This window comes from Streptomyces canus, assembly GCF_041435015.1.
GTDB classification, from domain to species: domain Bacteria; phylum Actinomycetota; class Actinomycetes; order Streptomycetales; family Streptomycetaceae; genus Streptomyces; species Streptomyces canus_G.
This window is the reverse complement of sequence record NZ_CP107989.1, coordinates 6,591,446-6,613,270: the sequence shown is the minus strand read 5'-3', so window position 1 is coordinate 6,613,270 and position 21,825 is coordinate 6,591,446. Positions and strand designations below refer to the sequence as shown.

General features: G+C 70.4%; 18 protein-coding genes, 1 tRNA gene and 1 pseudogene. 12 read left to right on the top strand and 8 right to left on the bottom strand.

Annotated elements, in window-relative coordinates; all coding sequences use genetic code 11:
• Positions 1-295 precede the first annotated feature (295 nt).
• Positions 296-369 (top strand) — tRNA-Gly (locus tag OG841_RS30295).
• A gap of 63 nt (positions 370-432) precedes the next feature.
• On the opposite strand, the gene OG841_RS30290 is transcribed toward OG841_RS30295, so the two are convergent.
• Together OG841_RS30290 and OG841_RS30285 are read right to left on the bottom strand one after the other, a co-directional pair.
• A complete protein-coding gene (locus OG841_RS30290) occupies positions 433-942 on the bottom strand; it encodes a DUF7144 family membrane protein (protein WP_371567265.1) in 510 nt (169 codons plus the stop codon).
• 141 nt (positions 943-1,083) lie between these two features.
• Positions 1,084-1,278 carry a hypothetical protein gene (locus tag OG841_RS30285; RefSeq protein ID WP_020136157.1) on the bottom strand — a complete coding sequence of 65 codons (195 nt, stop codon included), beginning with the start codon at positions 1,276-1,278 and terminating at the stop codon, positions 1,084-1,086.
• A 365-nt stretch (positions 1,279-1,643) separates the two neighbouring features.
• On the opposite strand from OG841_RS30285, the gene OG841_RS30280 reads away from it, so the two are divergent.
• Positions 1,644-2,765: an acyltransferase family protein gene (locus tag OG841_RS30280; protein ID WP_365115162.1), complete on the top strand. Its 1,122-nt coding sequence runs from the start codon at positions 1,644-1,646 to the stop codon at positions 2,763-2,765.
• Here the strand turns inward: OG841_RS30280 and OG841_RS30275 are convergent.
• Complete coding sequence (locus tag OG841_RS30275; protein WP_371567263.1) at positions 2,762-3,220, bottom strand: HD domain-containing protein; 459 nt, start codon at positions 3,218-3,220, stop codon at positions 2,762-2,764. The two genes, OG841_RS30280 and OG841_RS30275, sit on opposite strands and share 4 nt — an antisense overlap.
• A 136-nt stretch (positions 3,221-3,356) precedes the next feature.
• On the bottom strand, positions 3,357-4,538 hold the full coding sequence (locus tag OG841_RS30270; RefSeq protein ID WP_328638616.1) for a PP2C family protein-serine/threonine phosphatase: 1,182 nt from the start codon (positions 4,536-4,538) through the stop codon (positions 3,357-3,359).
• A gap of 169 nt (positions 4,539-4,707) precedes the next feature.
• Between OG841_RS30270 and OG841_RS30265 the strand changes: the two genes are divergently transcribed.
• Positions 4,708-5,937, top strand: a complete 1,230-nt coding sequence (locus OG841_RS30265) for a GNAT family N-acetyltransferase (RefSeq protein ID WP_328638617.1) — start codon at positions 4,708-4,710, stop codon at positions 5,935-5,937.
• 10 nt (positions 5,938-5,947) lie between these two features.
• On the opposite strand, the gene OG841_RS30260 is transcribed toward OG841_RS30265, so the two are convergent.
• Both OG841_RS30260 and OG841_RS30255 read right to left on the bottom strand, forming a co-directional pair.
• The gene (locus tag OG841_RS30260; protein ID WP_365115157.1) at positions 5,948-6,757 is read right to left on the bottom strand and encodes an Fpg/Nei family DNA glycosylase; all 810 of its coding nucleotides are present in this window, start codon (positions 6,755-6,757) and stop codon (positions 5,948-5,950) included.
• A 160-nt stretch (positions 6,758-6,917) separates the two neighbouring features.
• Positions 6,918-7,403, bottom strand: a complete 486-nt coding sequence (locus OG841_RS30255; RefSeq protein WP_328638619.1) for a ribose-5-phosphate isomerase — start codon at positions 7,401-7,403, stop codon at positions 6,918-6,920.
• 204 nt (positions 7,404-7,607) lie between these two features.
• Between OG841_RS30255 and OG841_RS30250 the strand changes: the two genes are divergently transcribed.
• Positions 7,608-9,017, top strand: a complete 1,410-nt coding sequence (locus tag OG841_RS30250; RefSeq protein ID WP_328638620.1) for an amino acid permease — start codon at positions 7,608-7,610, stop codon at positions 9,015-9,017.
• A gap of 387 nt (positions 9,018-9,404) precedes the next feature.
• Positions 9,405-10,565, top strand: a complete 1,161-nt coding sequence (locus tag OG841_RS30245) for an RNA-guided endonuclease InsQ/TnpB family protein (protein ID WP_371567259.1) — start codon at positions 9,405-9,407, stop codon at positions 10,563-10,565.
• A 1,867-nt stretch (positions 10,566-12,432) separates the two neighbouring features.
• Here the strand turns inward: OG841_RS30245 and OG841_RS48650 are convergent.
• Positions 12,433-13,206: pseudogene (locus tag OG841_RS48650) on the bottom strand (serine/threonine-protein kinase); the annotation flags it as partial.
• A 239-nt stretch (positions 13,207-13,445) separates the two neighbouring features.
• Here OG841_RS48650 and OG841_RS30235 point away from each other — a divergent pair.
• Both OG841_RS30235 and OG841_RS30230 read left to right on the top strand, forming a co-directional pair.
• Positions 13,446-14,165 carry an LPXTG cell wall anchor domain-containing protein gene (locus OG841_RS30235; RefSeq protein ID WP_328643537.1) on the top strand — a complete coding sequence of 240 codons (720 nt, stop codon included), beginning with the start codon at positions 13,446-13,448 and terminating at the stop codon, positions 14,163-14,165.
• A gap of 70 nt (positions 14,166-14,235) precedes the next feature.
• Entirely contained in the window at positions 14,236-15,504 is a 1,269-nt protein-coding gene (locus OG841_RS30230; protein ID WP_328638623.1) for an FAD-binding oxidoreductase, read from the top strand.
• On the opposite strand, the gene OG841_RS30225 is transcribed toward OG841_RS30230, so the two are convergent.
• Positions 15,494-16,069, bottom strand: a complete 576-nt coding sequence (locus OG841_RS30225; RefSeq protein WP_328638624.1) for a biotin transporter BioY — start codon at positions 16,067-16,069, stop codon at positions 15,494-15,496. The genes OG841_RS30230 and OG841_RS30225 overlap by 11 nt on opposite strands.
• Positions 16,070-16,490: 421 nt before the next feature.
• Here OG841_RS30225 and OG841_RS30220 point away from each other — a divergent pair, with 421 nt between their 5' ends.
• From OG841_RS30220 to OG841_RS30200, 5 genes are all read left to right on the top strand, one after another.
• Complete coding sequence (locus tag OG841_RS30220) at positions 16,491-17,714, top strand: ROK family transcriptional regulator (protein WP_371567255.1); 1,224 nt, start codon at positions 16,491-16,493, stop codon at positions 17,712-17,714.
• A 154-nt stretch (positions 17,715-17,868) separates the two neighbouring features.
• Positions 17,869-18,936: an ABC transporter substrate-binding protein gene (locus OG841_RS30215; RefSeq protein WP_328638626.1), complete on the top strand. Its 1,068-nt coding sequence runs from the start codon at positions 17,869-17,871 to the stop codon at positions 18,934-18,936.
• Entirely contained in the window at positions 18,933-19,781 is an 849-nt protein-coding gene (locus OG841_RS30210) for an ABC transporter permease (protein WP_371567253.1), read from the top strand. Before OG841_RS30215 ends, OG841_RS30210 begins: the two co-directional genes overlap by 4 nt.
• Complete coding sequence (locus OG841_RS30205) at positions 19,757-20,482, top strand: ABC transporter ATP-binding protein (RefSeq protein WP_328638628.1); 726 nt, start codon at positions 19,757-19,759, stop codon at positions 20,480-20,482. The genes OG841_RS30210 and OG841_RS30205 overlap by 25 nt, the downstream gene beginning before the upstream one ends.
• Positions 20,479-21,816 carry an LLM class flavin-dependent oxidoreductase gene (locus OG841_RS30200; RefSeq protein WP_371567250.1) on the top strand — a complete coding sequence of 446 codons (1,338 nt, stop codon included), beginning with the start codon at positions 20,479-20,481 and terminating at the stop codon, positions 21,814-21,816. The genes OG841_RS30205 and OG841_RS30200 overlap by 4 nt, the downstream gene beginning before the upstream one ends.
• The last annotated feature ends 9 nt before the right edge of the window (positions 21,817-21,825 follow it).

Sequence of the window (21,825 nt, the reverse complement as noted above, 5' to 3'; positions counted from 1 at the left end):
CACTTACGGGCTTGCGGCGCCCTGGGCTGTTTGGGCTAGCGTGGTCGTGCGACCTGGGACACCGGGTACGGCGTCAGCGTGCGGGGCCAGGTCGTGAGGGAACTGGCCTCCCGGGCTCGGACCACACACAGGATGCGTGTCGCCACCCGGGGTCGAGTACGCCGGGGATCAGCTCGCCCAAGACCGTTCGGGGCGCGCGGCTGAACGGACTCACTCCCGCTCAGTCCACAGGAACGGTGACGACCCGGTACGATGCTTTCGTGCCGTCGGTCACCGGGACCGCGGCGCGTGCTGTGCGGGCGTAGCTCAATGGTAGAGCCCTAGTCTTCCAAACTAGCTACGCGGGTTCGATTCCCGTCGCCCGCTCCATACGACTCAGGGCCAGGTCAGAGGATCAATCCTCCGCCTGGCCCTGATCGTTTCCTGTCCTGTTCATCGGCCGTCTGTTCCGACGTGGAACCTCGTCAGCCCAAAGATGATCAAGAGGTCAAGGGTCATCACCGGGATGGCCCACACCGGGTAGTACGGGACGAACATGAACTGGGTGATCAGGCTGAGGCCTGCCGCCGCCACGCCGACACCGCGCCCCCAGCTCTTGTTCGTCACGACACCCAAACCGGCGATGACGAGTGCCAGTCCGACCACCAGGTGAATCCAGCCCCAAGCGGTCAGGTCGAACCGATAGGAGTACCGGGAGGCGGCGAACAAGCTGTCGTCCGCGATGCCGGATGCACCCATGAGGATGCTGAGCGGCCCGCTGAGCATCAGCGCGGCCCCGGCGAACAGGGACGGGCCGCTGAGTCCTTCGCTGCTGCCCGACCCCCCGTACCCCCGCCGCGTCTCGCTCGGGATCGCCGCCATGGCCACCACCTTCCTGTACAGCACGGTCACCGACGCGCAACGCCCGTGGCGACGCCGGTCACGTTCCACTGTCAGGATCACCGCGATCCTTCGGCTCCGCGACTGCAACCCGCCATGGGGCGAGACCGTGGACTCCCGCTGCACGAAGACCTCCGGCCCGGTCCCCCGAGGGGATCGGGCCGGAGGTTTCGTCGTGTTCGTCCGGTCGCTCGGTCGTCCGAGCTAGAACTGGATCGAGTTGATGGTGTCCGCTATCGAGTCCAGGAAGCGTTGGATGTCGTCGGCCATGCCGGTCGAGGCGAGGAAGAAGCCGAAGAGCACCGCGACTATGGCGGGGCCGGCCTTGATGGATCCTCCCCGCATCAACACCACCAGGATGATCCCCAACAGCAGCACCACTGACAGCGAAATGGCCACAACTCATCACACCCTCGGTCGGTCCCGCTCTCCCGGCCCGGGGACGCGACCCCGCGACCCCCGCCAGAACCATCGTGCCACCAACGCGGCCCGCATATGCGGCCGGTGAGGCAACGTTTGGCCATGCCGATACACGCTCCGCACCCCGTGGCCGGTTCCTTTCGGTACTCACCCACCGCGTCCACACATCCCGTTCGCAGGGATTTCGAATGGTCGACACAGACCTGCGAAGACTGTTGTTATGCGGCATTTCGGGTGGATGAATCCTGACAATGCAGGCCTGTTGAAGTCGGCTCAGAAGTGAACAACCGGCCACGAGACGACCGGTTTTACGGAAACACACAGCCGAGGCTAGGGTGCCTCAGATGTTTCCAGCCGCCGCCGACGCAGTCCCCCGTCCGCGCTCGCCGCAGGACCCGCCGCCCGCCAAGCAGCGCGACTCCTTCTTCGACAACGCCAAGTACCTGGCGATCGTCCTGGTGGCCGTCGCGCACTCCTGGGAGCCGCTCAAGGGCGACAGCCGGATCCTGGAGGGCGTGTACACGGTCGTGTACTCGTTCCACATGCCGGCGTTCATCGTCATCTCCGGCTTCTTCTCCCGTAGTTTCGACATGCGCCCGGACCGGCTGCGGCGGCTGATCACCGGCGTCGCCGTGCCGTACGTCCTCTTCGAGACGGCGTACTCCCTCTTCAAGCGCTACGCCGACCACGATCCGGGCATGGACATCAGCCTCCTGGACCCGTGGTTCCTGACCTGGTTCCTGGTGGCGCTGTTCATCTGGCGGCTGACCACGCCGATCTGGAAGCTGGTGCGGTGGCCGCTGCCGCTCGCGCTCGGCATCGCGATGCTGGCGTCCGTGACCCCGGACATCGGCGACGACCTCGACCTCCAGCGGGTGCTGCAGTTCCTGCCGTACTTCGTGCTGGGCCTGGTCATGAAGCCCGAGCACTTCCGTATGGTGCGGCGCCGCTCGATGCGGATCGCGGCGGTGCCGGTGTTCGCGGCCGCCCTCGCCGTCGGCTGGTGGGCGGTGCCGCGGATGAACACCGAGTGGTTCTACCACCGCAACGCCGTCCAGGAGATGGGCGCGCCCTGGTGGACGGGACCGGTCATGGTGCTGGCCATGTTCGGCAGTTCGCTGCTGCTGACGGCCTGTTTCTTCGCCTGGGTGCCGGGTCGGCGGATGTGGTTCACCGCGCTCGGCGCGGGCACGCTGTACGGCTATCTGCTGCACGGCTTCCTGATCAAGGGCGCCGGTTTCGCGGGCTGGTTCGACCACGCCTGGCTGCACCGGCCGCTCGGCGAGCTCTTCGTGAGCGCCCTGGCCGCGATCGCCGTCACTCTGCTGTGCACCTCGCCGGTACGCCGGGTCTTCCGGTTCGCGATGGAGCCCGACATGAACTGGGCGTTCAGGAAGGACGCCGGCGACGTGGCCCGGGTTCGGGAACGGACGACGACGGCTCCTCGCGAGAAGGTCGACGCCTAGTCGGACCCCCGGCTCAGACCGAGAAGCGCGCGCATCCCCGCGTACTTCTCGGTCAGTCGTTTCCGCGTCATCTCGTCCAGGACCGCCAGGCGCGCGGGGTCCGCGTTGTGCGCCAGGTCGGCCTCCTTCACCAGCAGCGCGCCCGGGGTCGCCAGGATGCGCCGGGCGTACGCCTCGGGCGGCTCGCCGGCCCGCTTGGTGACGGCGAGCACGATGTCCTTCGTACGGCGGCTCAGCGCGGCCTGGTCGAGCCAGTGCGCGGAGAGCGCGTCGTCCTCGACGGAATCGTGCAGCCAGGCCGCCGCGATCTGCTCGTCGTCGCCGCCCCGCGCGCGTACGCCCTCGGCGACCGCCCGCAGGTGTTCGGCGTAGGGCCGTCCCGCCTTGTCGGTCTGGCCCTCGTGCGCGGCGCGGGCGAGGGCCTCGACTTCGGCCAGGGTCAACTCGTCGGTCATTGCTCCAGTGTGTCGTGCCGCGGCGCCGCGGGGGCCCGGAGGCCGGCGGCGGTGCGGCCGAGCACGATGGTCATGCCGGCGAAGGGGCCGTGGACGAGGGTGCCGGGCAGTGGTGAACACCACCCCGGGGTCCTGGTCAGCGCGGCGCGGCCTGGGCCGTAGGCCCTTCCCGGCAGATCAGCAGCAGCGCCCGGTCGTCGTTGACGTCCTTCGCGACCGCCTCGATCAGGTGCCACGCGGCACCGTGGAAGCCGCCCGCCACATAACGGTCGGCCTCGCCCGTCAGGCGGTCGATGCCCTCCACTATGTCCCGGTCGGACGTCTCGACCAGACCGTCGGTGAAGAGCATCAACACGTCACCGGGCCGCAGCGAACCCTTCACCGGGTCGAACTGGGCGCCGTCGTAGACCCCGAGGAGCGGGCCCTCCGCGGCCTTCTCCTCCCACCGGCCGCTGCCCGCGCTGAGTTGCAGCCCCGGCGGATGGCCGGCCGAGTAGAGCTCGTAGTCGCCGGAGTCGAGGTCCAGGACCAGGTGGATGGAGGTCGCGAAGCCCTCGTCCCAGTCCTGGCGGAGCAGATAGCCGTTCGCGGCGGGCAGGAAGGCGTGCGGGGGCAGTGAACCCAGCAGGCCGCCGAACGCCCCCGACAGCAGCAGCGCACGCGATCCCGCGTCCATGCCCTTCCCGGAGACGTCCGTCAGGACGACCTCCATCGTCCGGCCGCCGTTGGTCCGGGCCGCGACAACGAAGTCACCGGAGAACGACTGGCCGCCCGCGGGACGCAGCGCCATCTCCCGGTGCCAGCCGTGCGGCAGCTGCGGCAGCTTGCTCTGCACCCGGATGCGTTCGCGCAGGTCGAACAGCATGGTGCCGCCGCGCCGCCAGGGCACCCCGACCCGGCTGCGGAACTGGGCGATCAGCAGGCCGAAGAAGCCACAGGCGGCCACGACCAGGACCACGCCCGGGGTGACCCGGGACGGTCCCTCGGTGTAGGGCCCCAGCTGCACCGACTCCACGATCAGGGCCGTCGCCGCCGCCGCGTACAGGCCGAGCAGGCTCGCCGGGCGCAGCAGCAGTCCACCGGCGACGATCGGCAGGACCAGCGCGGCCGGTGAGCACCACACCGAGTTCATCAAAGTAATGGCCGCGATCACCGGGACGGTCAGGAGCAGACCGGCCAGCGCGACCCAGTCCGAGCCGTCGCCGCGGAAGTAGTCCACGGCACTTCTGCGCAGGCCGACGCGGACCCGGTGCCACTGCATCCTCAACCGGGCCGTGAACGTCTCGGCTTCCGCGCGCCGCTCTCGTCCTGCTGCCATTAGTTCGGGACCTTATCCGTCGAACCCCCTGCTTGGCACAGGAGGTACGACTTGTCCCCCGTGCGAGGTTCAACTTCACAGTCTCCGGGGGGCCGTGCACGCCCCGGCCGGTGACGGGTCCCGGGGAAATTCCCTCGCTCGTCCCGCAATGCCCTGGTAGGCATGGTTCATGGGGACTGACTTGCGGGTGCTTCGGCAGGACGAATGGGACGAGTGGTACGGCAACCTGATCCGCGCCTTCGGCGGGGTCCCGGAGTCGGCCGAGGAGCGGGAGCTGTGGCGTGAGCTCAGCGTGGACGAGCGGTTCATCGGCGCCTGGGACGGCGAGCGATGTGTGGGCACGGCGGGGGCGTTCGCCTTCCGGATGACCGTGCCGGGCGGCGCCTCCGTGCCCGCGGCCGGCGTCACCATGGTCGGCGTGGCCGGCACGCACCGGCGGCGCGGGGTGCTGACCTCGATGATGCGGCGCCAGTTGGACGACGTACGGTCCTGGGGCGAGCCGTTGGCCGTGCTCACGGCCTCCGAGCCGGTGATCTACGGCCGGTTCGGGTACGGCGCCGCCACCCATCACGTCAACGCCGATATCGACACGACCCGGGTGCGGCTGTCCGTACCGCCCGGCACGGACGACGTACGGCTGCGGTACGCGGCGCCCGCCGACGTGCTCGACGCGTGCGAGGCGGTGTACGCCCGGCTCGTGCCGCGGCGGCCCGGGATGATCGTCCGGGTCCCCGGCTGGGAGCGGCTGTGGCTGCTCGACCCGGAGAGCGACCGGGACGGCGCCTCACCGCTGCAGTGCGTGGTCGCGGAGCGGGACGGCGAGGTCGTGGGGTTCGTGCGGTACCGGGTCAAGGCGGACTGGGAGCCGGCCGGGCCCAGGGGCACGGTGGTGGTCTCCGACCTGGAGGCGCTGGATCCGGCCACGCACGGCGCGCTGTGGCGGTTCTTGTTCGACCTCGACCTCACCTCGCGGATCGACGTGCGGCGGCGGCCGGTCGACGAGGTCTGGCAGTACCTCGTCTCCGACATCCGGCGCTGCTCGCTGCTGGTGCGGGACTCGCTGCACGTACGGCTGGTGGACGTCGGGGCCGCGCTGGAGGCGCGGACGTATCAGGCGCCGGTGGACGTGGTGTTGGAGGTCGAGGACGCCTTCTGCCCCTGGAACTCAGGCCGTTGGCGGCTCAGCGGGGACGCGAAGGGAGCGTCGTGCGACCGTACGACGGACCCGGCCGATCTCGTCCTGTCCGTACGGGAGTTGGCGGCGGCCTATCTCGGCGGCGTGAGCCTCGCCTCGCTGGCGGGGGCCGGGTTGGTGCGGGAGGTGCGGCAGGGGGCGTTGGCCGAGGCGGCGGTGGGGTTCGGGTCGGCGGTGGCGCCCTGGCTGCCGCACGGGTTCTAGGGGCCTGTCGTCAGGGTTTCTGGCAGGCCGGGCACCAGAAGAGGTTGCGGGCGGCGAGATCGGCGGTGCGGATCTCGCCGCCACAGATGTGGCAGGGCATGTTGGCCCTGCGGTACACGTAGACCTCGCCGCCGTGGTCGTCGACGCGGGGCGGGCGGCCCATGGTCTCAGGCATGTGTTCCAGGCGGACGGTGTCGATGCGGTTGTTCCGCACACCCTCGCGCATGAGCTCGACCAGATCGGCCCAGATCGCGTCCCACTCGGCGGGGGTGATGTCCCTGCCCGCGCGGTACGGGTCGACGCCGTGACGGAAGAGGACCTCCGCCCGGTAGACGTTGCCCACGCCCGCGATGACCTTCTGGTCCATCAGGAGGGCGGCGATCGTCGTACGGCTGCGGGAGATCCGCTGATACGCGGTCCGCGGGTCGGCGTCCTCGCGGAGGGGGTCCGGGCCGAGGCGGTCGTGTATCGACTGTTTCTCGGTGGGGGTGATCAGGGCGCAGGTCGTGGGGCCGCGGAGGTCGACGTACGCCGTGGTGTTCGCGAGGCGGAGGCGGACGGTGTCGGTGGGTGGGGGTGCCGGGGCCGCGCCGAAGGTGACCTTGCCGAAGAGGCCGAGGTGGATGTGGACCCAGTCGGTGTCGCGGAAGCCCAGGAAGAGGTGTTTGCCGTGGGCCTCGGTGTGGGTGAGCTCGGAGCCGGTGAGGAGGGCGGCGGCGTCCGAGAACTTGCCCTGGGGGCTGGTGACGCGGGGTTCCGTGCCGGTGAAGGCTTCGGCGTAGTCCTGTGCCAGGCGGTGGATGGTGTGCCCCTCAGGCACGGTGGCTCCTCTGTTGCGTGTCAGGGGTGAGCGCCGGGGTCTTTCTCGCCCCCGCCGCCCCTACCCGTCCCATCCCCAGGGGGCGCCGCCCCCTTCGCCCCCGCCCCAGGGGCTCCGCCCCCGGACCCCCGGCTCCTCAAACGCCGGAGGGGCTGAATCGCTACTGCTGGGGGTGGTGTGCCGGGATGGCCGGCAGGTCGCCCGTGGTCTCGTAGTCGGCCAGCATGTCGATGCGGCGCTGGTGGCGCTCGTCGCCCGAGAACGGCGTCGCGAGGAAGGTCTCGACGAACTTCGTCGCCTCCTCCGTGGTGTGCATGCGAGCGCCCACCGCGACGACGTTGGCGTTGTTGTGCTGGCGGCCCAGCGACGCGGTCTCCTCGCTCCAGGCGAGGGCCGCCCGGACGCCCTTGACCTTGTTCGCCGCGATCTGCTCGCCGTTGCCGGAGCCGCCGATCACGACGCCGAGGGCATCGGGGTCGGCAGCCGTGCGCTCGGCGGCGCGGAGGCAGAACGGCGGGTAGTCGTCCTGGGCGTCGTAGATGTGGGGGCCGCAGTCGACCGCATCGTGACCGGCCGCCTTGAGCCAGTCGACGAGGTGGTTCTTGAGTTCGAAGCCCGCATGGTCGGAGCCGAGATACACGCGCATGGGATGAGTGTGACACGGCTGTTTCAGGGCAGCAGCCCCGGGTGTCGGCCAGGAAAACCGTGAACCCAACAATGGAACCTCAAGCAAACCTCAAGTAACAATCTGGATTCAAAGGTTCACGAACTTCTTCGCCTCCGATTCACTGGACCGACCCGTACACCGCTCGTACGGGTACCCCACACCCGGCACGAAGGAATTCCCCGTATGACTGGTCTCCAGGCCGGACTCAAGAACCGTCACCTCTCGATGATCGCCATCGGCGGTGTCATCGGAGCGGGCCTTTTCGTGGGCTCCAGCTCCGGTATCGCCACCGCCGGACCCGGCATCCTGCTGTCGTACGCGCTCGTCGGCACGCTGGTCGTCCTCGTGATGCGGATGCTCGGTGAGATGTCCGCCGCGAATCCGAACTCCGGCTCCTTCTCGGCCCACGCCGACCGGGCGCTCGGGCGCTGGGCCGGTTTCTCCATCGGCTGGCTGTACTGGTTCTTCTGGGTCGTCGTGCTCGCCGTCGAGGCGACCGCCGGTGCCAAGATCCTCGAAGGGTGGATACCCGCCGTACCGCAGTGGGGGTGGGCGCTGATCGTGATGGTGGTGCTGACCGCCACCAACCTCGTCTCCGTCGGGTCCTACGGCGAGTTCGAGTTCTGGTTCGCCGGGATCAAGGTCGTGGCGATCGGGGCGTTCATCGTCATCGGTCTGCTCGCCGTGTTCGGTGTGCTGCCGGGCGTCGACGCCGACCAGGCGGGGCTCTCCAACCTGACCGACCACAGCGGTTTCCTGCCCAACGGGCCCGGCGCCATCCTCACCGGTGTCCTGCTCGTCGTCTTCTCCTTCATGGGCAGCGAGATCGCGACGCTCGCCGCCGGTGAGTCGGAGGACCCGCAGCGGGCCGTGACCAAGTCGACCAACAGCATCATCTGGCGTATCGGGGTCTTCTACCTCGGCTCGATCTTCGTCGTGGTCACCCTGCTGCCGTGGGACTCCAAGTCCATCCAGGACGACGGCTCCTACGTCGCCGCGCTCGACTCCCTCGGGATCGCGCACGCCGGTCAGATCATGAACTTCATCGTGCTGACCTCGGTGCTGTCCTGTCTCAACTCCGGCCTCTACACGGCCTCCCGGATGGCCTTCTCGCTCGGCGAGCGGGGCGACGCGCCCAAGGCGTTCGCGCGGGTCAACGGGCGGGGCGTGCCGATGGCCGCGATCCTCGCGTCGGTGGTGTTCGGCTTCGTCGCCGTCTTCTTCAACTACCTCTCCCCCGACAAGATCTTCCTCTTCCTCGTCAACTCCTCCGGTGCGGTGGCCCTGTTCGTGTGGCTGGTCATCTGCTTCTCGCAGCTGCGGATGCGGAAGATCATCCAGGCCGAGGCGCCGGAGAAGCTGGTCGTGAAGATGTGGCTGTACCCGTATCTGACCTGGGCGACGGCCGCGTTGATCGTGTTCGTCCTCGGGTACATGCTGACCGACACGGAGCACGACGGGCGGGAGACCGTGCTGCTGTCGCTCCTCGTCGCGGCGGTGGTGCTGGTCATCGCCGTGGTGAAGGAGAAGGTCGGGCGCGGGCGGGCGACCGCCGCCTCGGCCGGTGAGGTGACGGACAAGGTCTCCGTCTGAACAGGCGTGTGACCGGGGCCCCGTGGCGTGTGCCGCGGGGCCCTTCTCCTGTGGCGTTCACCTTTCTTGCAAGGGGCCCCGGCGTTCAGGCAGGGGAGGAACCGCATCCGCGTGTCGCTACGCGGAGCGTCGCCGCATCCGGTTCAGGGCGCGGGAGCGCCCGTGCCGCTGCCGGTGCCGCCGAGGTGATGCGAACCTGTGTTCCCGTGATCGCTGGTCGGGGTGATGACTGGGGGATCGAGGGTGTCTGTTCGGCTGTCGTACGTATGGTCCTTCACAGAATTCGGGACGGCGCGATGTCCCGGCCGGGGGCGTGAGGGGGCGAGATGGCGCAGGTGGGGGGCGACCGGAGAGGCCGGGCATGCCCGTTGCACGTACCGGCTGCGCGTGTCGGCCGCTGCCCGCACCGCCTTGGGGGCGGAGTGGGACCGGTGCCGCTGGGTGTGGAACGAATGCGTGGCCAAGTCCAAGGCTGTGCACCTGCACAACAAGGCGACCGGCGAAAAGGCCACGCGCGGTCCGGCTCAGCTCGACCGGATGCTGACCGAAGCCCGCGCTCGCACGCCGTGGCTGCGTGAGGGCTCGTCGGTTTGCCAGCAGCAGGTCATCCGTGACTTCGGCCGCTCCCGCGCCAAGGCGCACAAGGACATCGAAGCGCGCCTGCCCATGGCGCGCCGGGCGGGGATGCCCACGTACAAGAAGAAGCGCGAGGCAGCGCCGACCCTCAACTACACCCAGCGCGGCTTCCGGTTGAAGGACGGCCGGCTGCACCTCGCGGGCGGCATCGTCGTGGCGGTGGTGTGGTCGCGGGAACTGCCGGCCCAGCCGTCCTCGGTGCGCCTGTACCAGGACAGCCTCGGACACTGGTACGCCTCGTTCGTCGTCCCCGCCCACGCCGAGCCCCTGCCCAGGTCCGGCCGCGTACTCGGCAGCGACTGGGGCGTGAAGGAGACCGCGACCACCACGTCGGACGCGCACGACCTCCCCCACGCCGGGCACGGCAGGAAGGCCCGGGCGCAGCTGGCCCGGTACGACCGGATGATGGCCCGCCGCCGACCGAAGAAGGGACAACCGGCATCGAAGGGCTACCGCGAGGCGAAGAGACTGCGGGCGAAGGCGCACGAAAAGGTCGCCAGGCAGCGGGAGGACACCGGCCGCAAGTGGACCAAGAAGGTGGTCCGCGACCACGACGCCATCGCGGTCGAGGACTTCCGCCCGAAGTTCCTGGCCAGGACCACCATGGCCCGCAAGGCCGCTGACGCATCCATCGGCGCCGCCAAGGCCGCTCTGATCGAGATGGGCCGCAAACACGGGCGGGACATCCGCCTCGTCCACCCCGCGCACACCACGATGGACTGCGCGCACTGCGATGCGAGAGCAAAGCATCGCCTGCCGCTGGGTGAGCGCACCTACACCTGCACCGCGTGCGGAAACGTGTCCCCCAGGGACAAGAACTCCGCCCGCGTGATGCTCGTCCGGGCTGGTCTCAACCCGGCTGGCGCTGATGGCGCAAGACCTCCCGGAGCGCTGCTCCAGAAGGCGGCCTGAGCCAGGAATCCCCTCCCCTCAGGGAGGGGAGGATTCAAAGCAGGGTGAAGCTGTCTTTCACCTTCTCGTACGTCCTGAGGGCCTGCGTCTCGGTGTCCGGCTGATACCAGGTGTTGATCTGGTACGACTTGTCGCCCACGGTGAAGCCGAGGAGCTGGGCGTGCCAGGGGATGCCGTCGAGGGTGAACGTGTACTCCCAGACGACCGCGGGGTAATCGCGGAACGTCGTCTCCTCCAGGCGGATCTTGGCGTAGTCCTGGCCCTGGTGGGCGTTCTGCTCGGAGGTCCGCCAGGTCTCCATCAAGTCGCCTCGGGCGAGGGACGACTTGGCCGCGAGCTCCTGCTTTCCGTCGGGCGAGGTGTAGTGGACCTCCGCCCCGGTCTTCACGTCCCGCCGCCAGCCGGTCGGGGTCGCCCACGCGAACCCACCGGCCTCCTCGTGTGCGCCGGGCGGGAGCGAACGGGGGCGTGAGGTGCCCTCGACGGTGGAGGACGGGGTGCCGGCGGGGGTGGAGGCGCCGGATTCCGGGGCGGAGACGGAAGCGGAGCCCGAGGCGGACGGGGAGCCGCCCGCCTTGTCGTCGCCGGGTGAGCCGGAGGTGGTGGTGAGGACGATCGCAACCACGGCGGCACCCGCGGCGACCATGCTTCCGGCGGCGACCAGGGCGGTTCGGCGGCGGCCGCGGGGTCGATGGGCGGGGTGGGCGGGGCCGGGGGGTTCGCCCGGGGGTGTGCGGTGGGGGTGGGGGCCGAGGATCAGGGCGGGGTCCCGACCGTCGGTGGAGCTGGGGTCAGTACGGAGGTTGGCAGCGGAGCCGTCGGTGTGAGAGGTGCCGGTGCCTGCCGTGGTGCCCTCTGCTCCCGATTGGTCGGGTACGGCCTGCTTGCCGCGGACCAAGGAGACTCCGGTGCCGGAGCCGCGGTGGGTCGCGGGCACCGGGCCGATACGGGTGAGGGCGGAGGCCGCGCGCGTGGGAGTGTCCCGTGTCGGTGCGTCCGGCATCGGGAAGTGCTCCGTGGGGGCGCCCGCCGAGAGGGAGTCCTGCGTGGGAGCGCTGGCGAGGGGTGTACTGGCCGTGGTGGCACCCGCCCGGAGTACGGCTCCCACCGCGCTCCCGGACGGTGTCTCCGACCGGACCTCCGAACGCTCCTCCGAGGCGGCCTCGCTGGAGGCACTGGCGACGCGGTCGGTCGAGAACGGCTCGGCGGGGGTGGGGGCCTCGGCGACCGCCGAGTCCCTGTCACCGACCGCACCCGAGAAGGCAAACCCTGGCGGCACGGCATCCGACGGCTCCACAACGGCAGGCTCACGTACCGATTCGCCTACGGCCGACCCGGCAACGTCGGTAACGGACCCAGCCCCGTCCGACGGCGGACCCGAGCCCTCGTCATCATCCGCGCCCGAGAAGGCATGCCCGACCGGCACGGCATCCGACGGCTCCACAACAGCAGGATCACGTACGGCAGCCCCGGGCCCCGTCTCCGGCACCCGCGGATCCCGCACCGCCGGAGCTCGCTCCGATACCGGCGCCGTCTCCGACGTCTGCACCCCGCCATCCCGCCCGGGCCCCGCCGCCTGCACAGGGTGCACCCGGCCCGCACCCCGCGCCCGCGCAGACTCCCCTTGGCCCGCACCCGGCACCCGCGCGGAATCCACCCCACCGACACCCGACGCCCGCGCAGGGTCCACCCGCCCCGGGTCTCCCGGCCGATACTCCCGTTCCCCTTCTTCCGCGGCCCCCTCTTCGCGCCCGCGTCCCTCCGCCGGCCCCTGCTCGTCCGCCTCGTCGGCATCCAGGCCCGGCCCTCGCCGCTCAGCGGGTTCCGGCGTCCCGGCGTCGTCTCCCGCCCCGATCGTCAAAGTCGGCGTGGGCGTGGGCGTGGGGAACGCGACCGTGTGCAGGGCCGACTCCACGTCGTCCAGGGCCGGGCGTATCGAGGGGTCCTTCTCCAGAAGGGCCGCCAGGATGTCGGTCAACGGGCCTGCCGCGGCGGGGAGTTCCGGCTCCTCGTAGAGGACGGCGTGCAGCGTGGCCAGGGTGGTGTCGCGGGAGAAGGGGGAGCGGCCGCCCAGGGCCGCGCACAAGGTCGCGCCCAGGGACCAGATGTCCGACGGCGGCCCCTGGGGGCGGCCGGAGACCCGCTCGGGGGCCATGTAGTCGGGGGAGCCGACGAGCATGCCGACCATGGTGAGCGCCTTGGCGTCCTGCATCGCGGCGATGCCGAAGTCCGTCAGCACGATCCGGTGGCCGGCGCGGTCGCCGGACTCCACCAGGACGTTCCCGGGTTTGATGTCCCGGTGCAGGACGCCCCGGGCGTGGACCTGGCGGAGGGCCTGCACCAACCCCAGGCCGAGGAGCGCCGTCTCGCGCGGGCCCAGCGGGCCGTCCTCCACCGTCATCCGTTCCAGGGAGCGGCCGTTGACCAACTCCATGACGATCCACAGGCGTTCACCCTCGTCCACGACGTCGTAGATCCGCACGACGTTCGGGTGGTCGATCCGGGCCGTGGCCCTGGCCTCGCGCAGGGTCCGTTCACGGCGGGTGCGGGTGTCCTCCGCGTCGAGGCCGTCGATCCGCATCTCCTTGACCGCGACCTGCCGGTCGAGCATTTCGTCGGCGGCTCGCCACACCCGCCCCATTCCCCCCTGGCCGATACTCTCGACCAGGCGATAGCGCCCTGCCACCAGGAGCCCTGGAACTCCGCCGTTCCTCGCATTTCCCGTGTCTCCCGCATTCCCCGGCAATCCGCTGCACCCCCTCAACGATGCCCCGACTGGAACACAATGGTCACACTTCGCGCCGTACCAGCATAGTGCGGAGAAATCTTGTGGTACCTCTTCAAGTACTGCGAATTCAGGCGCAGCCAAGGGGGACGAACATGAGTTCTCGTCGCATGACGACCATTGCCGGATCGCTGGTCACGGCAGCTTTCTCGACGGTGATGATCTTTTCCGTCACCGCGAGCGCGGACGAGGGACCCGCAAGCAGTAAGGGGGGAAAGGCCGTTGACGAGGCACCGGCGGGCGTGGAGCTGACGACGACACTGCCCGGGACGATCTCCGTCGACAACAGCTCGCAGAAGACCGACCTCACGGCCACCGTGAAGAACGACGGGAGCAAGGACAGCGGAAAGATCAGGCTTTTGGTCGTCGGTTTCGACGGCATGACGGTCAAAAACGTTCAAGGCTGCTCTCCGATGGAAGAAAAGGATCTGCCGGAGGGCTCGAACAGCGGTTTCATCTGCCCCGTCGACAATCTCGCCGCCGGTAAGTCGAAGTCATACGCCGTCGACGCGACATTCGATCTCAAGAAGACCGGAAAGATCTGTCTGCCGGTGCAGACCGGCGACGGAAAGAAGACGTTCTGGCAGCAGGGCCCGGTTCCCTTCGGTACGACGAACCCGTCGCCGAACGCCCCGGCCACCCCGCTGCTGCTGGGCACCGACAACAAGCCGGTGGCACCCGGCGGTGACGAACTGCCCAAGACCGGGGTCGGGCGGGACCTGCTGCCTCTCGGGGCCGCGGGCGCCTCGCTGATGGCGGCGGGCGCGGCCGGGCTGTGGTGGTCGCAGCGGCGGCCGCGGCACACCACCTGCTGACCCGGAGCGGGAAACCGGTGGAGGCATAACCTGACGGAAACTGTCAGGTTATGCCTCCAGCATGTCCGGCATGAACACCTCGACCGACGACGACGTCAGCAGCTTCCAGACCGGGTTCGCCCTGCGCCCCGATCTGGTGTTCCCCGTCCGCTCCGCCGACGACGTGGTCACCGCCGTGCGTCAGGCGGCCGGCGCGCGGCTGCCCGTCACCGTGCTGGCCACCGGACACGGGCTGCCCGGCGCGGTGGAGGGCGGCGCGCTCATCAGCACCCGGCGCATGGACCGGGTGGCCATCGATCCCGCGGCCCGCACCGCCCGCGTCCAGGCGGGTGTCCGCTGGGGTCAGGTGGTCGAGGCGGCCGAGCCGTACGGGCTCGCACCCCTCAACGGTTCCGCGCCCGGCGTCGGTGCCGTGTCGTACACGCTCGGCGGCGGACTCGGCATCCTGGCGCGGGAGTTCGGCTACGCGGCCGACCACGTCCGCTCGCTCGACGTCGTCACCGCGGACGGCCGACTGCGCCATGTCACCGAGGAGTCCGAGCTCTACTGGGGCCTCCTCGGCGGCGGCCACCGCCTCGGGGTCGTCACCGAACTGGAGATGGGACTCGTCCCCGTGCGGACCCTCTACGGTGGTTCGCTCGCCTTCGACGGCCGCGAGGTCGATCCGGCGGACGCGCTGCGGGCGTACAAGGAGTGGACCGGGACCGTGCCGTCCACACTGACCTCGTCCTTCGCGGCCGTACCGTATCCGGACATCCCGGCGCTGCCGCCCCACCTGCGGGGGCGGTACGTCGTCTCCGTACGGGTCGCCCACACCGGCGCCGACGGCGGCCGACTCGTCGCGCCGCTGCGGGAGATGGGCCCGGTGCTCGCGGACTCGCTGCGCGAGATGCCGTACGCCGAGAGCCACACCATCCACAGCGACCCCGACGTCCCGCACAGCTACTACGGAGACAGCGCGGTGCTCGGCGAACTGGACGTGGAGCGGGCCGCCGAGCTGCTCGCGCGGACCGGGCCAGGCGCGGGTGCCATGGTGGTCGTACAGATCAATCATCTGGGCGGGGCGCTGGCCCGGCCGGCGCCGAACTCGGTGCCGTACCGCGAAGGGCGGTTTCTGCTACGGCTGTTGACCGGCGGCGGGCGTCATCAGGCGCGCGAGCTGCTGGACCCGGCCTTCCGGCTGCTCGAGGCCACCACCCTCGGCCGTACCGTCAACTTCGCCTTCGGGGCCGGGGACCGGACCGAGGGACTGTACGACGCCGAAACGCGGAAGAGGCTCGCCGAGTTGGAGTCGCGGTACGACCCGGCGAGCCTCTTCGGGAGGCGTGTCAGCGCTTGACGAGCTTCCAGGCGGTGGGGAGCACCCCCATGGCCAGAGCGGCCTTGAGAGCGTCACCGAGGAGGAACGGGGTGAGGCCGGCCGCGATCGCGGCGGAGACCGACATGTCGGCGGCGTAGGCGAGGTAGGGGACGCCGATGGCGTAGATGATCGCCTCACCGACCAGCATCGTGCCCGCCGTGCGCAGCAGCGAGCGGTCGGCACCACGGCGGGCCAGGGCGCCGACGGCGGCGGAGGCGAGGATCATGCCGAGGATGTAACCGAAGGAGACGGAGAACCCGGAGGTGCCCTGGGCGAACCACGGGAGACCGGCGAGGCCTGCCAGCGCGTACAGGGCGAGGGAGGCGACACCGCGGCGGGCGCCCAGGGTCGTGCCGACGAGCAGCGCGGCGAAGGTCTGGCCCGTCACCGGAACCGGGGAGCCCGGCACGGGGACGGAGAGCTGCGCGGCGAGGCCGGTGAGCGCGGCGCCGCCGACCACGAGCGCGACGTCCCGGACGCGGGAGGCGGGGATCAGGTCGGCGAGGACCTGGCCGGTGCGAAGGGGGGCGACGGCGGTGCTCATGGGGACTCCGCGAGGGTGTGAACGGCGGGGGACGTCGTGACGCTATCCCAGCGCGCTCCGGCCGATCACCGTCAGCGCCCGACAAAGCGGGGAACGGGGGCTTGGTGGGCTCCGAACAAAGAGTGCGGGTTACACCGGGTTCGGCGTGACCCCTGTCACTGAGGTGAGGTGGCCGGGGATACAGGGACGCCGTTCACACCGCTGTGGGAAATCTCCAAACGAATCCTAGTGGTCTGGTCGGATTCACCGTTCCTGACCTACTCTTCCCTCATGGTCGCCCAGTCCCGGTACTTCTCGTCGCGTCGCCACGTCGATCTGCGACGTGTGGGCACGGCCGTCTGTCGCCGTCCGGCGTGAGGCGGGCTCCGGCGCGCCTCATCCTCCGAGACGTGTCGGCCCCCGTTCCCGAGGACGGTCTTCCATGCCCCGTACCGAGGCACCCCCTGTCACCCCCACTCCCATGTCCCGGCGCCGGACCAGCGCCAGCGTGGTCCTGCGGTCCGTGCTGGAGCACGGCCCGGTGGCCCGCAGCACCATCTCCCGGCTGACCGGGCTGTCCCCCGCCTCCGTCACCGACCACTGCGCCCGCTTCAGCGAGCTCGGGCTGATCCGCGAGTCGGCCGTACCCCGGCGGTCGAACGGTGTGGGGCGCCCGCACGTCCCCGTCGACCTGGACGACTCACGGTTCGTGGTCGGCGGCGTGCACGTGGCGGTGCCGTACACCACGGTCGCGCTGCTCGATCTGCGCGGCCGGGTGCTGGCGCGCCGCGAGCTGAAGCACGAACACACCGCTCCCGAGCCGGTGTTGGCGCGCGCCGCCGAAGCGCTCGGGGCTCTGTTGGACGCGGCCCCCGGCTGCCGGCCGCTCGGCGTCGGCGTGGCCGTCGGCGGCTGGGTGGACCGGGACTCCGGGACCGTCGTCGAGCACCCCCTGCTGGGCTGGCACGAGGTGCCGGTACGGGAGGTGCTGGGCGACCGCACCGGGCTGCCGGTCCATGTGGACGGGCACGCGCGGGCGTTGGTCAACGCGGAGCGGCTGTTCGGGCGGGCGCGCGGCAGCCGGAGCGTGCTGCATCTGTTCGTCGGCAACGTGGTGGACGCGGCGTTCGCCACCAACGACGAGGTGCATCACGGGCCGCGCTCGCAGGCGGGCGCCATCGCCCATCTGCCGGTGCCGGGCGGCTCGGAGCCCTGCGAGTGCGGCCGGACCGGTTGCCTCCAGGCCGAGTTGAGCGAGCGGACGCTGTGCCGGCGGGCCCGGCGGGCGGGCGTCATCGAGGGCCGCAACCCGATGCACGTGGTCGCGGCGGCGGCCGCGGGCGATCCGGAGGCGGTACGGCTGCTGGTGGAGCGTGCGGGTGCCGTCGGACGGGCGGCACGGCTGCTGCTCGACGTGCTGAACCCGGAGACGGTCGTGGTCACCGAGGTCGGTGTCATGCACCGGCAGGACTGCCTCGCCGCCCTGCGCGAGGGGGTGGGGAGCGAACGCGCGACGTCCGTGCTGCCCACGGGTTTCCCGGATTCCGTGCTCGCCGTGGCGGGCGGTGCGGTGGCCCTCGACGTGCTCTACCGGGATCCGCTCACCCTCTCCCACCTGAGCGGAATTAATTCAGAAACTCCGAATGTTGACAGAGCCTCCGCATGACCGCGAACATCCTGTTCATGAGCCCGCACCTGTACTGTCGCACCCTTTGTTGCTGACACGCTGCCCCGCGTGACGCGCTCATTTCCCCTGCGTTGATTTTCCTTCTTCGTGCTTTCCCCTGCGCTGTTCCGGCGCTGATTCCGGGAGCTCTCCCATGCCTGTTTCCCGTACGTCCGGCATCGACCGGCGTCTGTTCCTCTCCTCGATCCTCGGTGCCGCGGCCGGCGTCGCCGGGCTGAGCGGCTGCGCCGGAAGCAGTGCCGCCGCCGACAGCAAGGACGCCCTGTCCGCCCCGCTCGCCGCCAAGGTCCCGGCGGGTACCAGCCTGAAGATCGCCTCGTATCTCGGCACCCAGCAACTCCAATTGAAACTGGGTAAGTTGGGTGCGCTTCCGTTCAAGGTGTCGAGCTGGGCGAATATCGCCGCAGGGCCCGATGTCATCAACGCCTTCCGTGCGGGTTCCCTGGAGGTCGCCACCAACGCGGGTATTCCGCCGATCCAGGCGCACTACCAGGGATTCGACGCGAAGATCGTCGCGATCAACATCACCCGCAAACCGAGCTATGTCTTCGCCACCAAGCCCGGCAGCGACATCCGCACGGTCGAGGACTTCAAGGGGAAGCGGCTCGCCTTCTCCCAGGGCCAGGCCCAAGGCGTCGTTCTCCTGCGGGCGTTGAAGAAGGCCGGCATCGCGTACGACGACGTCAAGCTCGTCCCGCTGACCAGCAACCAGTTCTTCACCGCCCTCCAGTCGGGCCAGGTGGACATCGCGCCGCTCGCCAACAGCCAGGCGCCCGCCTATCTGTCGCAGTACGAGGCCAAGGGCGCCCACGCCGTCACCACCGACGTCGTCGACCTGCTCACCCTCCTGTGGGCGCCGACCTCCGTGCTGGCCGACTCCGCGAAGGCCGCCGCGGTCGCCGCCTACATCCCGTACTGGGCCAAGGGCCAGGTGTGGGCGTACGAGAACCCCGACATCTGGAACGAGCAGTTCTACGTCAAGACGCAGAACCTGACCCTCGCCCAGGCCAAGGCGGTCACCGCCCTCGCCAACAAGCCCCTGTTCCCGCCGAGTTGGAGCGAGGCGATCAAGTGGGAGCAGGAGACCGCCGATCTGCTGGCGGAGGGCGGCTTCGTGAAGAAGTTCGACGTGGGCGACCTCTTCGACCACCGCTTCGAGGGCATCGCCGCGAAGGCCGTGGCCGCGGAGTACCGGAGGTGAGCGCCGTGACCACGACCGGAGCCGCCGTCACGCTCGCCCCGGCGAAGGACACACCCCAGGTCCGCAGGCGCCGCCGGCTCTCCCCCGGCAGGCGGCTGCCCGCCGCCCGGCTCGCCGGACCGGTCCTCCTCCTCGCCCTGTGGGCCGCCGCCTCCGCCGCCGGACAGCTCGACCCGGCCGCGATCCCGGCACCCTGGACGGTGGTGAGGACGGGCGCCCACCTGTGGACCGACGGGACCCTGCCCACCGACATCCTGACCTCGCTCCAGCGGGCCGCGACCGGCTTCGCGATCGGCCTGGTCGCCGGGGTCCTGCTGGCCCTGGCCTCCGGTCTCAGCCGGACGGGCGAGGCGCTGATCGACGGGACGGTCAACCTCAACCGGGCGATCCCGACCCTCGGTCTGATCCCGCTGTTCATCCTCTGGCTGGGCATCGGCGAGACCTTCAAGGTCGCGATCATCGCGATCGTCGTCTACATCCCGATCTATCTGAACACCCATGCCGCGCTGGCCGGCATCGACCACCGCTTCGTCGAACTCGCCGAGGTGCAGGGGCTGTCGAGGTTCGCCTTCGTGCGGCAGATCGTCGTCCCCGGCGCGCTGCCCGGATTCTTCGTGGGCCTGCGGCTCGGCGTCACCGGCTCCTGGCTGGGCCTGGTCGTCCTGGAGCAGATCAACGCCACCAGCGGACTCGGCTACCTGATGTTCCAGGCCCAGAACTACGGCCAGAGCGATGTGATCCTCGTCGGTCTCGTCGTCTACGGCGTCTTCGGCCTGGTCTCCGACAGCGCGGTCCGTCTCGTCGAACGGAGGGTGCTGTCATGGCGACGCACACTGAGCAGCTGACCCGGCCGGCCGTCCGACTCCGGGGCCTGACCCGGTCGTTCGGCGGGCGTACGGTCCTGGACGGCATCGATCTCGACATCCCGGCCGGACAGTTCGTCGCCCTGCTCGGGCACAGCGGCTCCGGAAAGAGCACGCTGCTACGGGCGGTGGCGGGGCTGGACCACGAGGTCGTGGGCAGCGGCCGGCTCACGGCTCCCGAACGGGTGTCCGTGGTCTTCCAGGACTCACGGCTGCTGCCCTGGCGGCGGGTGCTGGACAACGTCCTGCTGGGCACGGACGGCGAGGACAGGGGCCGGGAGGCGCTCGCCGAGGTGGGTCTGGAGGGCCGCGAACGCGCCTGGCCCAACGAGCTCTCCGGCGGCGAGGCCCAGCGCGCCGCCCTTGCCCGCTCCCTGGTCCGCGAACCCGAACTCCTGCTGGCCGACGAGCCGTTCGGAGCCCTTGACGCGTTGACGCGCATCAAGATGCACGCGTTGCTGCGGGAGCTGTGGAAGCGCCACCAGCCGTCCGTTCTCCTCGTCACCCACGACGTGGACGAGGCGATCGTGCTCGCCGACCGGGTGCTCGTACTCGAACAGGGCCGCATCGGCCTCGACCTGACCATCGACCGCCCGCACCCGCGTTCGTACCGGGACCCCCTGCTGGGCGAGTACCGGGAGCGGCTGCTGGCCGCGCTCGGTGTGACGGAGGACCACGCATGACCAGCGGACAGCTCCACCTCAACGCGTTCCTGATGAACACCGGCCACCACGAGGCCTCCTGGCGCCTCCCCGAGAGCGACCCGTTCGCGCACGTCTCGCTCGACCACTACGTCCGCCTCGCCCGGATCGCCGAGCGCGGCACCTTCGACTCGCTCTTCCTGGCCGACGGGCCGCAGTTGTGGAGCAACCTCGCCCAGCGGCCCGCCGGTGCGCTGGAGCCGCTCACCCTGCTGACCGCGCTGGCGACGGCCACCGAGCACATCGGGCTGATCGCGACCGCCTCGACCTCCTACAACTCCCCCTACAACCTGGCCCGGAAGTTCGCCTCGCTGGACATCATCAGCGGCGGCCGGGCGGGCTGGAACATCGTCACCACCGCGGGCAAGGAGGCCGCCCGCAACTTCGGTCTCGAGCACGAGCCCGCCCACGCGGACCGGTACGCCCGGGCCGGTGAGTTCCTCGACGTGGCCCTCAAGCTCTGGGACAGCTGGGAGGACGACGCGATCGTCGGCGACAAGGCCGCCGGCGTCTGGGGCGACGACACGAAGGTCCACCCGCCCCGGCACCAGGGGACGTACTTCAGCGTCGAGGGCGCGCTCAACGTGCCCCGCACCCCGCAGGGTTACCCCCTGCTCGTGCAGGCGGGCTCCAGCGAGGACGGCAAGGAGTTCGCGTCCCGGTACGCGGAGGCGGTGTTCACCGCCCAGCAGACCATCGAGGACGCCCGGGCCTTCTACGCCGACCTCAAGTCCCGTACCGCCGCGGCCGGCCGGGACCCCGACCACATCAAGGTGCTCCCCGGCATCGTCCCCGTCATCGGTGCCACGGAGGCCGAGGCGCTCGCGAAGGAGCGGGAGCTGGAGGACCACATCGTGCACCACCACGGCGTGGCCAACCTGGAGCGGCTGCTGCAACTGCCCGCAGGTTCCCTTGAGTTGGACCGGCTGCTCCCCTCCGACCTGCCGCCGGAGTCCGCCGTGGAGGGCGCGAAGAGCCGCTACACGCTCGTCGTGGAGCTGGCCCGGCGCGACCGTCTCACCGTGCGGCAGCTGATCGGGCGGCTCGGCGGCGGGCGTGGCCATCTCACCTTCGCCGGTACGCCCGAGCAGGTCGCCGACGCCATCGAGACCTGGTTCACGCAGGGCGCCGCCGACGGCTTCAACATCATGCCCCCGGTGCTGCCGTCCGGCCTGGACGCGTTCGTCGACCACGTCGTCCCGATCCTGCGCACTCGCGGTCTGCTCCGCGCAGAGTACGGCCCGCGACAGACCCTGCGGGAGCGCTACGGCCTTCCGCGCCCCGCGAACCAGTACGCCCAGCCCGTCCACGCCTAGGAAGGACCC

Excerpts from the sequence above, each read along its gene's own strand:
- OG841_RS30275 (WP_371567263.1), bottom strand. The coding sequence starts at position 3,220 with ATGACCGACGAGTTGACCCTGGCCGAAGTCGAGGCCCTCGCCCGCGCC.
- OG841_RS30230 (WP_328638623.1), top strand. The coding sequence starts at position 14,236 with ATGAACACCTCGACCGACGACGACGTCAGCAGCTTCCAGACCGGGTTC.
- OG841_RS30255 (WP_328638619.1), bottom strand. The coding sequence starts at position 7,403 with ATGCGCGTGTATCTCGGCTCCGACCATGCGGGCTTCGAACTCAAGAAC.
- OG841_RS30270 (WP_328638616.1), bottom strand. The coding sequence starts at position 4,538 with ATGGCAGCAGGACGAGAGCGGCGCGCGGAAGCCGAGACGTTCACGGCC.
- OG841_RS30250 (WP_328638620.1), top strand. The coding sequence starts at position 7,608 with ATGACTGGTCTCCAGGCCGGACTCAAGAACCGTCACCTCTCGATGATC.
- OG841_RS30235 (WP_328643537.1), top strand. The coding sequence starts at position 13,446 with ATGAGTTCTCGTCGCATGACGACCATTGCCGGATCGCTGGTCACGGCA.
- OG841_RS30220 (WP_371567255.1), top strand. The coding sequence starts at position 16,491 with ATGCCCCGTACCGAGGCACCCCCTGTCACCCCCACTCCCATGTCCCGG.
- OG841_RS30265 (WP_328638617.1), top strand. The coding sequence starts at position 4,708 with ATGGGGACTGACTTGCGGGTGCTTCGGCAGGACGAATGGGACGAGTGG.
- OG841_RS30205 (WP_328638628.1), top strand. The coding sequence starts at position 19,757 with ATGGCGACGCACACTGAGCAGCTGACCCGGCCGGCCGTCCGACTCCGG.
- OG841_RS30280 (WP_365115162.1), top strand. The coding sequence starts at position 1,644 with ATGTTTCCAGCCGCCGCCGACGCAGTCCCCCGTCCGCGCTCGCCGCAG.
- OG841_RS30225 (WP_328638624.1), bottom strand. The coding sequence starts at position 16,069 with ATGAGCACCGCCGTCGCCCCCCTTCGCACCGGCCAGGTCCTCGCCGAC.
- OG841_RS30200 (WP_371567250.1), top strand. The coding sequence starts at position 20,479 with ATGACCAGCGGACAGCTCCACCTCAACGCGTTCCTGATGAACACCGGC.
- OG841_RS30215 (WP_328638626.1), top strand. The coding sequence starts at position 17,869 with ATGCCTGTTTCCCGTACGTCCGGCATCGACCGGCGTCTGTTCCTCTCC.